The sequence below is a fragment of the Haloferax sp. Atlit-4N genome, from assembly GCF_003383025.1.
In the GTDB taxonomy this organism is placed as follows: Archaea; Halobacteriota; Halobacteria; order Halobacteriales; family Haloferacaceae; genus Haloferax; species Haloferax gibbonsii.
Genome location: NZ_PSYY01000001.1, coordinates 1081870 through 1096592, shown reverse-complemented (window position 1 = coordinate 1096592; position 14723 = coordinate 1081870). Strand labels below are relative to the sequence as shown.

The 14723-nt window shown below is 68.0% G+C and carries 13 protein-coding genes; 7 read left to right on the top strand and 6 right to left on the bottom strand.

What is annotated here, in order from left to right:
- Positions 1 to 65: 65 nt before the first annotated feature.
- A complete protein-coding gene (locus C5C07_RS05695) occupies positions 66 to 1670 on the top strand; it encodes a TrkH family potassium uptake protein (RefSeq protein WP_049905250.1) in 1605 nt (534 codons plus the stop codon).
- Positions 1671 to 1702: 32 nt separating this feature from the next.
- Here the strand turns inward: C5C07_RS05695 and C5C07_RS05690 are convergent, their stop codons facing one another.
- Positions 1703 to 3364 (bottom strand): TrkH family potassium uptake protein, encoded by a 1662-nt coding sequence (locus C5C07_RS05690; RefSeq protein ID WP_115804708.1) that lies wholly within the window; start codon positions 3362 to 3364, stop codon positions 1703 to 1705.
- A complete protein-coding gene (locus C5C07_RS05685; RefSeq protein WP_004977555.1) occupies positions 3364 to 4044 on the bottom strand; it encodes a TrkA family potassium uptake protein in 681 nt (226 codons plus the stop codon). Before C5C07_RS05685 ends, C5C07_RS05690 begins: the two co-directional genes overlap by 1 nt.
- 274 nt (positions 4045 to 4318) lie before the next feature.
- On the opposite strand from C5C07_RS05685, the gene C5C07_RS05680 reads away from it, so the two are divergent.
- Both C5C07_RS05680 and C5C07_RS05675 read left to right on the top strand, forming a co-directional pair.
- Entirely contained in the window at positions 4319 to 5704 is a 1386-nt protein-coding gene (locus C5C07_RS05680; RefSeq protein ID WP_004977556.1) for an APC family permease, read from the top strand.
- A gap of 89 nt (positions 5705 to 5793) precedes the next feature.
- A complete protein-coding gene (locus C5C07_RS05675; protein WP_049905251.1) occupies positions 5794 to 6456 on the top strand; it encodes a TrkA family potassium uptake protein in 663 nt (220 codons plus the stop codon).
- Between the two features lie 78 nt (positions 6457 to 6534).
- Here the strand turns inward: C5C07_RS05675 and gatA are convergent, their stop codons facing one another.
- Both gatA and gatC read right to left on the bottom strand, forming a co-directional pair.
- On the bottom strand, positions 6535 to 7806 hold the full coding sequence (gene gatA / locus C5C07_RS05670; RefSeq protein ID WP_004977558.1) for an Asp-tRNA(Asn)/Glu-tRNA(Gln) amidotransferase subunit GatA: 1272 nt from the start codon (positions 7804 to 7806) through the stop codon (positions 6535 to 6537).
- Complete coding sequence (gatC, locus tag C5C07_RS05665) at positions 7807 to 8085, bottom strand: Asp-tRNA(Asn)/Glu-tRNA(Gln) amidotransferase subunit GatC (RefSeq protein ID WP_004064004.1); 279 nt, start codon at positions 8083 to 8085, stop codon at positions 7807 to 7809.
- A gap of 262 nt (positions 8086 to 8347) precedes the next feature.
- Between gatC and C5C07_RS05660 the strand changes: the two genes are divergently transcribed.
- On the top strand, positions 8348 to 9304 hold the full coding sequence (locus C5C07_RS05660) for a transcription initiation factor IIB family protein (protein WP_004977560.1): 957 nt from the start codon (positions 8348 to 8350) through the stop codon (positions 9302 to 9304).
- Positions 9305 to 9415: 111 nt separating this feature from the next.
- On the top strand, positions 9416 to 9889 hold the full coding sequence (locus tag C5C07_RS05655; RefSeq protein ID WP_115804706.1) for an NUDIX hydrolase: 474 nt from the start codon (positions 9416 to 9418) through the stop codon (positions 9887 to 9889).
- 143 nt (positions 9890 to 10032) lie between these two features.
- Here the strand turns inward: C5C07_RS05655 and C5C07_RS05650 are convergent, their stop codons facing one another.
- Together C5C07_RS05650 and C5C07_RS05645 are read right to left on the bottom strand one after the other, a co-directional pair.
- Positions 10033 to 11124, bottom strand: coding sequence for an asparagine synthase-related protein (locus C5C07_RS05650; RefSeq protein ID WP_115804705.1), 1092 nt, complete (start codon positions 11122 to 11124; stop codon positions 10033 to 10035).
- Positions 11124 to 11807 carry a PHP domain-containing protein gene (locus C5C07_RS05645; RefSeq protein WP_115804704.1) on the bottom strand — a complete coding sequence of 228 codons (684 nt, stop codon included), beginning with the start codon at positions 11805 to 11807 and terminating at the stop codon, positions 11124 to 11126. Before C5C07_RS05645 ends, C5C07_RS05650 begins: the two co-directional genes overlap by 1 nt.
- 268 nt (positions 11808 to 12075) lie before the next feature.
- Here C5C07_RS05645 and C5C07_RS05640 point away from each other — a divergent pair, with 268 nt between their 5' ends.
- Positions 12076 to 12510 (top strand): CBS domain-containing protein, encoded by a 435-nt coding sequence (locus C5C07_RS05640; RefSeq protein ID WP_115804703.1) that lies wholly within the window; start codon positions 12076 to 12078, stop codon positions 12508 to 12510.
- A 96-nt stretch (positions 12511 to 12606) separates the two neighbouring features.
- Complete coding sequence (purL, locus tag C5C07_RS05635) at positions 12607 to 14715, top strand: phosphoribosylformylglycinamidine synthase subunit PurL (RefSeq protein ID WP_050458860.1); 2109 nt, start codon at positions 12607 to 12609, stop codon at positions 14713 to 14715.
- Positions 14716 to 14723: the final 8 nt, after the last annotated feature.

Sequence of the window (14723 nt, the reverse complement as noted above, 5' to 3'; positions counted from 1 at the left end):
TCGTCGCGCGGGCGACCGCGAACCCGAACAGGGAAGAACCCGGCGCTCGGTACGTTAGTCCACGGATGAAATTGCGGGTCGATTACAGAGCCAGCCTGCGTCTCGTGGGGACCGTCCTGAAGTATCTCGCGGTCCCTCTTTGTTTCCCGCTCGTGGTCGCGCTGTACTACGGCGAGTCGGTGCTCCCGTTCGTCGTCACGATGGCCGTCACGGTCCTCGTCGGCGCGGGGCTCGAACGGCTCGCCGACGAGCCCGACATCGGGGCCCGCGAGGGCTTCCTGATGGTCGCGGTGACGTGGCTGGCCGTCACGATTGTCGGCGCGATACCGTTTCTCATCGAGGCCCACGGCATCCCCTTCCTCGCGTCGCCCATCCACCCCGAGTCGACCCTCGGGAGCCCGGTGAACGCGCTGTTCGAGACGATGAGCGGCTTCACCACGACCGGGGCGACGGTGCTCGGCGACATCTCGTTTAACTCCCACACCCGCGGCATCATGATGTGGCGACAGCTCACCCAGTGGCTCGGCGGGATGGGTATCGTCGTCCTCGCGGTCGCCATCCTCCCCGAACTCTCCGTGGGTGGCGCACAGCTGATGGACGCGGAAGCGCCCGGCCCCGGCATCGAGAAACTCACCCCGCGCATCGCCGAGACGGCCCGCGCGCTCTGGGGCGCGTACCTCGGCCTCACGGTGCTCGAAATCGTCCTCCTCTACGGCCTGCACGTCACCGGCAACGCCCCGAACATGGACGTGTACAACGCCATCGCCCACGGGCTGACGACGATGCCGACCGGCGGGTTCTCCCCGGAGGCCCGCAGCATCGAGGCGTTTTCGGCGGCCGCGCAGTGGGTCATCGTTCCCTTCATGGTCGCCGCCGGGACCAACTTCGCGCTCTTCTGGCACGTCCTCACGGGCGAGCCGAAGCGGCTGTTCCGGGACACCGAGTTCAAGTCCTACCTCGGCGTCATCGGGGTCATCTCGGCCATTCTCGCCGGAATTCTCTTCCTCGGCGACGGCCTCATGTCCGTCGCGCCGGCGGGCGAGACCTACGACCAACTCTACCTCGAAGGTATCCGCACGGCCATCATCGGCAACGTCGAACCCGCGGTCCGCCAGTCGGTGTTTCAGGTCGTCTCCATCGTCACGACGACCGGCTACGCCAGCATCGACTTCAACGCGTGGAGCGCGCCGACGCAGTACGGCCTCCTCTTCGCGATGTTCATCGGCGGCTCCGGCGGGTCGACCGGCGGCGCGGTCAAAATCGTCCGCTGGTACGTCATCGTGAAATCGCTCCGCCGAGAGCTGTTCACGACGGCCCACCCCGAGGCGGTCCGCCCGGTCAGGCTCGCGGGCCGCGCGGTCGACGAGCGGGCCATCCGCGGCATCTACGCCTTCACGCTCCTGTACCTCGTGCTCTTTTTCGTCTCGACCGGTCTGCTCCACCTCGACGCCGCGCGAACCGGCTTCGACGTGAGCATCCTCGAAACGATGAGCGCCGTCGCCGCGACCCTCGGGAACGTCGGGCCGGGCTTCGGCATCGTCGGCCCGATGGGGAGCTATCTCGACTTCTCCAACGGCTCGAAGCTGTACATGGTGCTTCTCATGTGGGTGGGCCGACTGGAGATTCTGCCCGTGCTGGTCATCTTTACGCCGGAGTACTGGCGGCGATAGCGCCGAAAAACAGGAGTCAGTGCCGCTTTTCGTCAGGGATTCAGCCCGTAGATGACCGACCGGGCGAACACCAACACCGGGATGATTTCGAGGCGGCCGACCCACATGTTGAAGAGGAACATCGTCTCGACCCACGGGTTCATCCACGGGCCGGTGATGCCCGTCGAGATGCCGACGTTCCCCTGCGCGGACGCGACTTCGAACAGCGCGTCGGCGTAGGTGAACTCCGGCCCGGCGAGGTTCACGAGGAGGACGCTCGACCCGACGAGCAACAGCAGCCAGAGCATCGAGACGATGGCCGCCTCGGAGAACTCGCGGTCCATCTCGGTCCGCGAGAGGCGACGACCGTTCATCTCGATGTTGACGATTGCGCTCTCGGGGAGGAAGACGCGGGAGAACTGCCAGCGGATGCCGCGGGCGATGGTGTAGCCGCGGATGATTTTGATGCCGCCGACGGTCGACCCGGCGGCCCCGCCGAGGGTCATCGCCCCCGACAGGAGAATCTTCCCGCCGTCGGACCACTCGCCGAGCGGCGCGGCCTGAAAGCCGGTGCAGGTGAGCGCGCTCACCCAGTGGAACGCGGCGTCGCGGACGGCGTCCGACTCCGGCCCGCCGACGACGCCCGAGAGTCCGAAGTAGTCCGCGGTCTCGACGAACGCCGACCCCGCGGTCGCGGGGAGACTGACGAGGTTCTGGACGGCCAGCGCGACCGCGCCGACGGCGAAGAGGACGAGGAGCCAACGCGTCTGGAGGTCGCCCCAGAGGCGGTCGACGTCGCGGTTCTTCAGGACGGCGTAGTGGACGGGGAAGGCGATTGCACCCAGCGCCATGATGGGGAGCAACACCGTCTCGATGAGCGGCGAGTCGTACGTCCCGATGGAGCCGTCGGTGACGGCGAACCCGCCGGTCGACAGGCCGGTCATCGCGTGGTTGAGCGCCTGCCACGCCGCCTCCCACAGCGGGAGCGCGGCCCCGTAGTCGCTGGCGCGGATGGCGAAAAAGAGGACGACCACCGACAGGAGCGTGTAGCCGACGAAAATCTTCCACACCGTCCGGACCGTCGAGACGACGCTCGGGTGAATCTTCTCCTCTCTGGCCTCGCCGCGGTAGAGCGCGTAGCTCCCGCTGCCGGGCCGCGAGAGGATGGAGACGGTGAGGACGATGACGCCCACGCCGCCGACCCACTGGATGAGCGAGCGCCACCACTGAATCGTCCGCGGGAGCGACGGTTCGTGGATGCCCATCGTGAGTCCGCTGCCGGTCCACCCGCTCATGCTCTCGAACAGGGCGTGTAAGGGGTCGCGGAAGTAGACGAGGCTCGACTGGGCGTAGTCGACCCCGGCGGGAACGAGCGCCGTGAACACGCTCTGCGGGGCGAACTGCGCCGTGAGGAAGAAGGGAAGCGACCCGAAGGCGGCGGTGGCGAACCAGCCCGCGGCGGCGATTATCATCCCGTGTTTCATGCGGGGCGCGGGGGCGTCTTCGAACGCCTTCCGCGCGCCCAGCCCGACGAACGCGGTCGCGCCCCCGGCGACGAGGAACGCGAGGGCGGCGTACCACTCGCCGAAGCCGACCGCGACGAGGACCGACGCGGTCATCAGCGCCGACTCCATGGCGAGGAGCGAGCCCACGTCGCGGCCGATGACCGCGAGGTCGGCGGGCCATCCCGAGACGGTTCGTCCGCGGCGGGGCATCAGTGGTCCTCGTAGTGGCCGAACACGTCGGTCACGTCGGGCGTCGCGCCCTTCGCGGAGTAGACCGTCAGGAGGTCGCCCGAACCGATGGTCGTGTTCCCGCGGGGCGTCACGGGGTCGTCGTCGCCCTCGCGCTCGATAGCGACTATGAGGGTGTCGCCGTCGAGGAGGTTCTCCTGGGCAGCCTCCTGAATCGTCATCCCCGTAATCGGCGCGTCCTCGTCGACGCGGATTTCGAACACCTCGGCGTGCTCGCCGATGCGCATGTAGTCGACGATGGACGGGCGCTTGACCGCCCGATAGAGGTACTCCGCGATGAGTCGCTGGGGGTTCTCCATCGTGTTGACGCCGATTTGGCGGTAGAGGCTCATGTGCTCGGGGTTGTGGACGACGGAGACGATGTCGGGGATGTCGAGCTCCTTCGCCAGAAGGCAGACCATGATGTTGGTCGCGTCCTTGTCCGTCGTCGTGATGATGGCGTCGGCGCGGTCCGCGCCGGCCTCGTCGAGCGTCTGTTTGACCGTGGCGTCGTCGTTGAGGACGAGGCAGTCGAACGTCGCGGCGGCCGCCTCGGCCTTCGCCTCGTCGCGCTCGACGACGACGACCTCGTTGCCGCCCTCGGTGGCGATTTCGATGAGCGGCGTGCCGATGTTGCCCGCACCGACGACGATGATGTACATGACGTTCCGGCGTGCGCATCGGGTGGTGGAAAAACTGTCGGCATGTCGTTTCGTTGGTCAAACGGGGACTTTCCGCGCAAACAGCTACCGAATGAGGCGTCGCCGCGTGTTCGGTCACCCTACTGGAGGGTAAACCGAGTGTTCGTCCAGCCCGCCCGCGCGTCTACGGCGTCTCGGTCGGGGTGGTGGACCGGATATTTATCAACAGATGTGGTATATGTGGACACATGACGGTCCCGGCCAGTCGGTCCCGCGACCAAGCGAGGGTCCGCCCGTGAGTCACTCGGGCGGGCGCGAACCGACGGTGAGTCTCAGTCTGCTCGACGCGACGATGGTCGGAATCGGCGCGATGATCGGCGCGGGAATCTTCGTGTTGACGGGGCTCGCAGTCGACATCTCCGGCCCGGCGGCCATCGTCGCGTTCGCCCTCAACGGCGGCGTGACGACCTTCACGGCGCTTTCGTACGCCGAACTCGCGGCCGCGATTCCGCGAAACGGCGGCGGGTACGCGTACGTCCGTGAGGTGTTTTCCGCACCCGTCGCCTTCGTCATGGGATGGACGCGGTGGTTCACGTACATGATCGCGGGGTCGCTGTACGCGCTCGGGTTCGCCTCGAACTTCGTCGAGTTCGGGCACATCTACGGCTACGCCCTTCCGGGGCCGCCGGTCCTGTACGCGCTCGGGGCCGTCGTGACGCTCGTGGCGCTCAACGCCCTCTCGACGGAAGCCTCGGGACGGGGCGAGACAGCCATCACGCTACTCAAAATCGCTATCCTCGGCGTGTTCGTCGCGTTCGGTCTCACGGCCGCGGACGCGGGGGAGTTCGACCCGCTTTTCACCGAGGGAGCGCTGTCGGTCCTCCCCGCGATGGGGCTGACGTTCATCGCGTTTCAGGGGTACGACCTCATCGCCACCGTCACCGAGGAAGTCGAGAACCCGCAGGTGAACATCCCGCGGGCCATCCTCCTCTCGGTCGCCGTCACCGTGGTCGTCTACCTGTTCGTCGTCTTCGTCGCCATCGGGACGCTCGGCGCGGACGGGCTCGCTGGCGCGGGCGAGACGGCAATCGCGCAGGCGGCGGAGGGCTTCATGCCGACGTTCCCGATAGTCGGAACGGGCGCGGCGCTCATCGCCTTCGGGGCGGTCTTTTCGACCATCTCGGCGCTCAACGCGGTCGTCATCGGGTCGTCCCGAGTGGCGTTCGCCATGGGCCGCGAGCGACAGTTACCCGCCCGCCTCGGCCGGTTCCACCACCGGTACGGGACGCCGCTCGTCGCCATTCTCGCGTCGGCCGTGGTGATGCTCGTCGCCGTCCTCGTCGTTCCCATCCGCATCGTCGGGAACCTTGCGAGCCTGTTCTCGCTTCTGGGGTTCATCATCGTCAACTACGCGTTGATTCGGCTTCGGCGGCGACAGCCGAACCTACAGCGACCTTTCGAAGTGCCGCTGTACCCCGTCACTCCGGTCCTCGGCATCGTCTGTAACGTGCTTTTGGGCCTCTTTATCGACTGGTTCACCTGGGTGCTGGCCATCGGTTGGCTCGTCGTCGGCGGCGGCGTCTACCTCCTCTTGTCGAGGCGCGACGACGTCGGCCCGGCGGGACCGCCCGAGATTCAGGACCCGGAGCCGATTGAACCGGCGGAGGGAGCCGACGACTGACCGACGAATCGACCCGAGCGTCCGAAGACTACCCGCCGACGAAACACCGCACCGAGACGACTACTACACACCGACACCAATTCACACACATGCCCGACCCAGTAACACACGATTTACGCGTCGTCGTCGCCGGCGGTGGAGAGTTGGGCCTGCGGACGGCCGAACTCCTCTCCGACCGGGGCCACGACGTGGTCATCGTCGAGGCGGACCCGGACCGAATCCCGGACGTCGCCGACAAGTACATCGCCACCGTCATCGAGGGGGACGCCTCCCGCCCGGAGATACTCAGACAGGCCCAACCCGAGCGGAGCGACGTGGTGGCCGCACTCACCGACGACGAGTCGACCAACTTCGCCGTCTGCCTGGCCGCGCAGCGGATGTCGGACGTTCGGACCGTCATGCGAATCACCGGGACGCCGGACGAACTCTACGAGGAGTTCGTGGACGGACTCGTCTTCCCAGAGCGACTCGGCGCGCGGGCGGCGACCAACGAAATCGCGAACGGCGGCGTTCGAACTATCGAAGACATCGGTGGCAACGTCGAAATCGTGGAGGTCGAAGTCGCCGAAGACGCGCCCGTCGCCGGCAAGCGACTCGACGAGGTTCGGCTCCCACAGGGGAGTCTCATCATCGTCGACTATCAGGGGAACCGAATCGGCGGCCCCGACACCGTCCTCGAAGCCGGTCACCGCTACGTGCTCGGCGTCGAGTCGGACGTGGCCGACGAAGTGATGAATCTGTTTCGGGGATAGTCCACCCGCGACGACGACCGACGACGCGGAACCGAGCGACTCGGTCGGCGCTCGGTGCCGTGAAAAGCCGTTCTCGTGTTAGTTCTCGACCGCGGACGCGGCGCGGACGATAGTCTCCTCGCCGAACTTCGGCCCGATGAGTTGGAGACCGACCGGGAGGCCGTCGGTCTCGCCCGCCGGCACCGAGATGGCGGGGAGGTTCGCGAGGTTCACCGGCACGGTGTTCGCGTCGGCGAGGTACATCTGCAGCGGGTCGTCGAGGCTCTCGCCGAGTTCGAACGGCGGGACCGGCATCGTCGGCGACGCGACCACGTCCACGTCCTCGAACGCCTCGTCGAAGTCCTGTTTGACCCACGCGCGGGCGTCCTGCGCCTTCGCGTAGTACTTGTCGTGGTAACCGGCAGAAAGGGCGTAGGTGCCGAGGAGGATGCGGCGCTTGACCTCGGAGCCGAAGCCGTCCTCGCGGGCGCGGGCGAACGCCTCGTTCCAGTTACCGTCGTAACCGCCGGACTTGCCGTAGCGGACCCCGTCGAAGCGGGCGAGGTTCGACGACGCCTCGGACATGGCGATGACGTAGTAGGCGGCGACGGCCTTCTCGACGGAGGGCATGCTGACCTCGCGGTACTCCGCGCCCTGCGCTTCGAGTTCGTCGAGCGCGGCCCAGAACGCCGCTTCGACGCCCTCGTCCGCGCCCTCGACGAACTCGGTCGGGACGCCGATGGTGAGCCCCTCGACGTCGCCGTCGGCGGCCGCGGCGTAGTTCGAGTCGGCACCGGCGTCGCGGGTCGTGCCGTCCCGGTCGTCGGGGCCGGCGATGACGTCGAGGAGCGCGGCGGCGTCCTCGACGGTCGGCGCGATGGGGCCGATCTGTTCGAGGGAGTTCGCGTAGGCGACGAGGCCGTACCGCGAGACGAGGCCGTAGGTCGGCTTGATGCCGACGACGCCGCAGAACGCCGCGGGACAGCGGATGGAGCCGCCGGTGTCGGTGCCGAGCGCGAGGTCGGCCTCGCCGGCGGCGACGGCGGCCGCGGAGCCGCCGGAGGAGCCGCCGGGGACGCGGGACTCGTCGACGGGGTTCTTCGTCGGGCCGAACGCCGAGGTCTCGGTCGTCGTCCCCATGCCGAACTCGTCCATGTTGGCCTTGCCGACGATGGTCGCGCCGGCGTCCTTCAGGAGTTCGACGACGGTCGCGTCGTACGGCGGGACGTAGTCTTCGAGCATCGCGGAGCCGCAGGTCGTCCGCAGCCCCTCCGTGGAGATGTTGTCCTTGACGGCGACCGTCTTGCCGGCCAGCGGGCCGTCGTCGGAGCCGTCGAGCGTCTCTTTCGTGATGAAGGCGTTCAGCGACATCTACGACACCCGCGGGCCCTTGAAGAAGCCGTCTTCGGTCTCTGCGGCGTTCGAGAGCGCCTCCTCTTGGGTGAGGCCGTCGCGGACCTCGTCGGGGCGCATCACGTTCACCAGTTCGTCCTCGCGGTCGACTTCGGGGACCTCGTCGAGGGCGTCGAAGTAGCCGAGGATGTCCGCGAACTGCGCCGCGAACTCCTCGACCTCGTCCTCGTCGAGGTCGACCCGCGCCAACTCGGCGACGTGTCGAACCTCGTCGGCGTCGACGGGCGTATCGCTCATGTATCGGAGGTGACGGAGACCGGGAGTAAGAGTTTCGGTGTGGGTCGTTTCCTCCGGTCCGCGGGGTGGGACCGCCCGGGCGAGCTCGCCGACGAGACGACTGGAACCGACCCTGCGAACACGGCCCATTCCGTCCTTCTGCCGCCGTCAGATATAAGTAACGAGGGTCAATACGAATAGACGGAGAACGACCGTTCCCAGTTGCTTCTCTCGCACACAAATGACAGAAAGTGTCCGACGTTTCACGACCGGCAACGCGCGCGTGCGCAATGAGAATACGAAAGATACCGAGCAGACCGACGCCGAGCGGGAGCAGACGCTCTCGTGTCCCGAGTGTGACTCGGAGAGTCTCGTCGCCGACTCCGAACACGGCGAGACGGTCTGTGAGGACTGCGGCCTCGTCGTGGAGGAAAACGAGATAGACCACGGCCCCGAGTGGCGCGCGTTCAACTCCTCGGAGAAAGACCAGAAGTCCCGCGTCGGCGCGCCCACGACGAACATGATGCACGACAAGGGGCTGTCGACCAACATCGGTTGGCAGAACAAAGACGCCTACGGGCGCTCGCTGTCGTCCCGCCAGCGCGAGAAGATGCAGCGACTTCGCACGTGGAACGAGCGGTTCCGCACCCGCGACTCCAAGGAGCGCAACCTGAAGCAGGCGCTCGGCGAAATCGACCGCATGGCCTCCGCGCTCGGCCTCCCGGATAACGTCCGCGAGACCGCCTCGGTCATCTATCGCCGCGCACTCGACGACGACTTGCTCCCCGGCCGCTCCATCGAGGGCGTCGCCACGTCGGCGCTGTACGCCGCCGCCCGCATGGCCGACACCCCGCGGTCGCTCGACGAGATTACGAGCGTCTCGCGCGTCGAGAAGGACGAAATCGCCCGCACCTACCGCTACGTCGTCCGCGAGCTGAAGCTCGAAATCAAGCCCGCCGACCCCGAGCAGTACGTCCCGCGGTTCGCCAGCGAACTCGGCCTCTCCGACGAGTCCGAGCGGCGCGCCCGACAGCTCTTGAAGAACGCCAAAGAACAGGGTGTCCACTCGGGCAAGTCCCCCGTCGGCCTCGCCGCCGCCGCCGTCTACGCGGCCTCGCTTCTCACCAACGAGAAGGTGACGCAGAACGAGGTCTCCGAGGTCGCAAACATCTCCGAGGTCACCATCCGCAACCGCTACCACGAACTCCTCGAAGCCGAAGAGCAGGTCCAACTGCCCTAACCCGGCCGGTTCGTTCGGTTCGCGCCGCCGCGTCTCGCTTCGCTTCGTTTCGTCTCGCTCCGTTTCGTCTCGTTTCGCAACAGCCATGCCGCTCGCTCCGGAGCCACAGCCATGGAGACGACCCGACATTTCACCTCGACCGTGTACATCGTCAACGACGGTGCGGTGGCGCTTCACCGACACGAGCGCCTCGGCATCCGCATCCCGCCGGGCGGCCACGTCGACCGCGACGAACTCCCCCACGAGGCCGGCCTCCGCGAGGTCCGCGAGGAGACGGGTCTCGACCCCGAACTCGTCGACGACACGCCGTCCGTTCCCGCGCCCGACGGCCGGGCGCTCCCCCAGCCCCGCCAGCAGATGCTCTACGACATCAACGTCCACGGCGACGGCTCGGTCGGTCACCAGCACATCGACCACATCTTCTACGCCCGCGTGGACTCCCGCGACATCGACCCCGCGGCGGGCGAAGCCGACCCCGAGGTCTGGTCGTGGTACGACGAGTCGGCCCTCCGCGAGAGCGACCTCGACCCCGACACGGTGCAGTTCGCGCTGGAGGCCATCGAGGTCGTGGCTAACACACGGTGATTTAATCTGAAAATCGGTATGCCACCCAAACCAGCCAACCTACCGTGGCTACTACGCCAATTCTAAGCGTCCACCAGATGAATAGTTGTTCGAATCCCATCGCTCGGACGGGGAGTTCACCCTAATTATAGCTTTTCCCCGACTCACTCCACCAACGACTCGACGTACCGCTGGACGTGGTTCTCCATCCGCCGCTTGAACCCCGCCTGCCGCGCGAGCCGGTCGAGTTCGCGCGAGGCGTAGGTCCCGTACTGGACCGCCTTCTTGTCCGCTTCCGCGACCGACTCGGGGAGCACGCCGCTCGCGGCCTCCCTGAGCGCGACCTTCCGCCGGTCGCCGTCGACGAGCAACTGGCCGGGAAGCGGGAGCGCCGCCGAGACCACGCGGTCGTGGAGCAGCGGCGCGACGGGTTCGACCCCGGCGGCGCGGAGGACGAGCAGGTCGCGTTCGAGCTGGTCGGGGAGCGTGAGAATCAGCTCGCGGGCGGCCCCGCGGACGGTTTCGGCCTCGACGCGCGGGTCGTCGGGGGCCTTCTGGACTTTGGCGTAGCCGCCGAACAGTTCGTCCGCGCCCTGTCCGACCGCGAGGCGGTCGTAGCCGTCTTCGGCGACCCGCTCGGCGAGCAGGTACAGGGGAAGGACGATTTGCACGTCCATCGGGTTCGTCCGGCCGAGCGCGGCGACGATTTCCGGGACGGCGCGTTCGAGCGCCTCGTGGGTGAGTTCGACCACGGCGAGGTCGCGGTCCATCGCGGCGGCGGCCTCGCGGGCGGCGGCGACGTCGTGGGAGCCCTCGAAGCCGGCGACGTAACAGGGGGCGTCGGGGACGCCGGCCGCGACGACCGCGGAGTCGACGCCGCCCGAGAAGGCCACGGCGAGACCGTCGTCGTCGACCGACCGAACCGAGTCGAAGACCGCGTCGCGGACGCGTTCGAGCGCGGCGTCGCGGTCGGTGGCTGCCGGCGGGTCGGGGAGCGACCAGACGCGTTCGTCGTCGCCGGCGGCCTCGCCGGTCGTCTCGCGGGCGTGACCGGCGGGGACGGCGACCGGGTCGTCGAGGTCGCGGTGGTCGAACGACCACCGCTCTGGGTCGTCGCGCTCGGAGAAGAGGGGCTGGCGACCGAGCACGTCGCGGACGAGTCGGCCGTCGAGTTCGCCCGCGAAGCCCGCGGTTCCGGGGAGCGGGTCGCGCTCGGCGAGGGCGCGCCGGACGAGGTCGGGGGACGCGCCGCGCATCAAAAGAGGTCCGTCAGCGCGTGTTTCAGGCGCCGGGTCGCGCCGCCCGCGGCCTGCCGGAACGAGATACGCCACGGGGTCTTGTTGCCGACGACGCTGGTTCGTCCCTCGGCGACGGCCGAGAGGATGGCTTCCGCGCTTCGGGTGTCGGTGCCGACCTCGGTGACGGCCTGTCCGACCATCTCCGCGATGTGAGCGTCGCTCCCGGCCGTCATCGGGAGGTTCCGCCGCTTGGCGAACCGCTCGGCGCGCTGGTTGGCGATGCCGGTGAGGAGCCGCGAGTTGTAGATTTCGATGGCGTCGGCGCTGGCCAGTTGCGCGCTGGAGATGTGCGGGGCGACGCCGTGACGCGACTTCTGGAAGGGGTGCGGGACGACGGCGATGCCGCCGGCGTCGTGGATGCGGTCGAGCGTCTCGTCGTACGACAACCCCGCGGGAATCAGTTCCTCGACGCCGAGCGCGAGCACGTGGCCCGCGGCGCAGGTGACTTCCATCCCGGGGATGCCGACCAGTCCGTAGTCGGCCGCGAGTTCCGCGGCTTCGAGGCTGGCGTCTATCTCGTCGTGGTCGGTCACGGCGAGGGCGTCCAAGCCGACCGCGACCGCCTGTTCGAGGAGGTACTCGATTGGGTCCCGGCCGTCGTAGGACAGAGACGAATGCGAGTGCAACTCGACCGATAACACACCGTCTCCTAACGATGGAGGCTAAAAAAGCGCCCCGGTCCCGGTGTGATTGGCGTGTGTACCTCACGCACGGCGCTGGGGTGTCTCGGGGCACTCCACCCGTTGATGACGACGATGCGAGAGACCGTCCGCGTCCGCGGACACTCCGCGCGCGCCGACATACCGCCGAAACTGGTCGAAATGTAAGAATACAGAAATAATATCGCGGGCGACGAACGTGTCGAACGGTGGCGTACCCACACCGCGTGGTTCCACCGGAGTGAGAGAGATGACCGTACGAGACATCGCACGACCGAGAGACGAACTGGTGACAGCGAGGGAAGACACGCCGATTCGAGAGCTGGCGAAGCTGATGGAGGACCGAAAGGTCGGTTCGGTCGTCGTCGCGGACGGCGACGACATCCGGGGTATCGTGACGGACCGCGACATCGCGCTCAAGTGCGTCGCCGCCGGCGGCGACGCGAGCGGGATGACGGCGAGAGACGCGATGACCGAGCGACCGTTCACCGTCGACGCCGACGTGGGCGTCTTCGACCTGTTCCGGCAGATGCGGGAACACGGCGTCCGGCGCGCGCCGATAACCGACGGCGGCAGGCTGACGGGTATCGTCACGATGGACGACCTGCTCGTGTTGCTCCAAGACGAGATGCACGAGCTGACGGAGATAATCCGCGCCGAGTCGCCGCCGTACACGCCCGCGTGAGTCGGATGCGGGCGACGACGGCGACTCCGACCACATTTTACGCACGTTCGTGCACATAGAAAGGGTTTACAATGTGCGTTCTGACCATACCAGTGAATGACGCTTTCCGACGCGGACCGCGACCTCGTCGTCGCCGAACTCGGTCGAGACCCGACGCCGGCCGAGGAGATACTCTTCGAAAACCTCTGGAGCGAACACTGCGCCTACCGGTCGTCTCGCCCGCTTCTGTCGGCGTTCGACTCGGAGGGCGACCAGGTCGTCATCGGTCCCGGTGACGACGCCGCGGTCGTCGCTCTGGACGACGACACCTACATCACGCTCGGTATCGAGAGCCACAACCACCCCTCCTACGTCGACCCCTACGACGGCGCGGCCACGGGCGTCGGCGGCATCGTCCGCGACACCCTCTCGATGGGCGCGTACCCCATCGCGCTCGCCGACTGCCTCTACTTCGGCGACTTCGACCGCGAGCACTCGCGGTACCTCCTCGACGGCGTCGTCGAGGGCATCGCCGACTACGGCAACGCCATCGGCGTCCCGACGGTGACCGGTTCGACCTCGTTCCACGAGAACTACGAGGGCAACCCGCTCGTCAACGTCGCCTGCGTCGGCCTCCTCTCGGCCGACCGCCTCGTCACGGCCGAAGCGCAGAAGGCGGGTAACAAACTCGTTCTCGTCGGCAGTTCGACCGGCCGCGACGGCCTCGGCGGCGCGTCCTTCGCCAGCGAGGACCTCGCGGAGGACGCCGAGACCGAAGACCGGCCCGCGGTGCAGGTCGGCGACCCCTACACGGAGAAACTGCTCATCGAGTGCAACGAGGCGCTCATCGACGAGGACCTCGTCGAGTCCGCCCGCGACCTCGGGGCCGCCGGTCTCGGCGGCGCGTCCTCCGAACTCGTCGCCAAGGGCGGTTTCGGCGCGGAAATCGACCTCGAGAAGGTCCACCAGCGCGAGCCGAACATGAACGCCTTCGAGATTCTCCTCTCGGAGTCCCAAGAGCGCATGTGCTACGAGGTGACCCCCGAGAACGTCGAGCGCGTGCAGGAACTCGCTGCCCGCTTCGACCTCGGGAGCGCCGTCATCGGCGAGGTCGCCGAGGGCAACTACGTCTGTACCTTCGACGGCGAACCCGTCGTCGACGTGCCCCCGGAGTTCCTCGCGGAGGGCGCGCCGATGAACGACCTCGACTCGGTCGAACCCGAGTCGGCGACGCGCGACCTGCCCGTGTTCGACCTCGAAGCGGCGTTCGAGGCGGTCGTCGCCGACCCCAACACGGCGTCGAAGCGCTGGGTCTACCGGCAGTACGACCACGAGGTCGGCCTGCGGACGGCCCGCCGCCCCGGCGACGACGCGGCGCTCCTCGACGTGCCCGAGGCCGACACGAAACTCGCGTTCACCGGCGGCGCGGACCCCAACTGGACGACCGCCGCGCCCTACGACGGCGCGCGCGCCGTCGCCTTCGAGAACGCGACCAACCTCGCCGCGAAGGGCGCGTCGCCCCTCGCGACGGTCGACTGCCTCAACGGCGGCAACCCCGAAAAGCCCGACGTGTACGGCGGCTTCAAGGGCATCGTCGACGGCCTCGCCGACATGTGCCGGGCGCTTTCGGTCCCGGTCGTCGGCGGCAACGTCTCGCTGTACAACGACTCCGTCTCCGGCCCGATTCCGCCGACGCCGACGCTGGCGATGGTCGGCAAGGCGGACGGCTCCTCGCCCGGCCTCTCGCTTTCGGGCGAGGGCGACCTGTTCCTCGTCGGCCACTCCGGCGGGGCGCTCGGCGGCTCGGCGGTCCTCGAACACGCCGGCGGCTCCGACGCCTTCCCGGCGCTCCCCGAGGACGCCGACGCCGCGACGGCGGTCGAGACGATTCAGGCCGTCGCCGCGGACGAGGCGACCGTCGCGGTCCACGACGTGAGCCACGGCGGCCTCGCGGTCGCGCTGGCCGAGATGGTCACCGAGGAGGTCGGCGCGGACGTGTCCGTCGCCGACTACGTCTCGCTGTTCGAGGAGACGCCCGGTCGTGTCGTCGTCGAGACGACCGACGAGGCCGCGCTCCGCGACCTCGCGGGCGACGTGCCCGTCGTCGACCTCGGAACGACGACCGACGACGCGACGCTCTCGGTCGCGGTCGACGGCGACGAGGCCGCCTACGACGCGGCCGATATCGCCGATCTGCGCGACGTGCTGGCTCGCGAACTCGACTGAACCGAAAC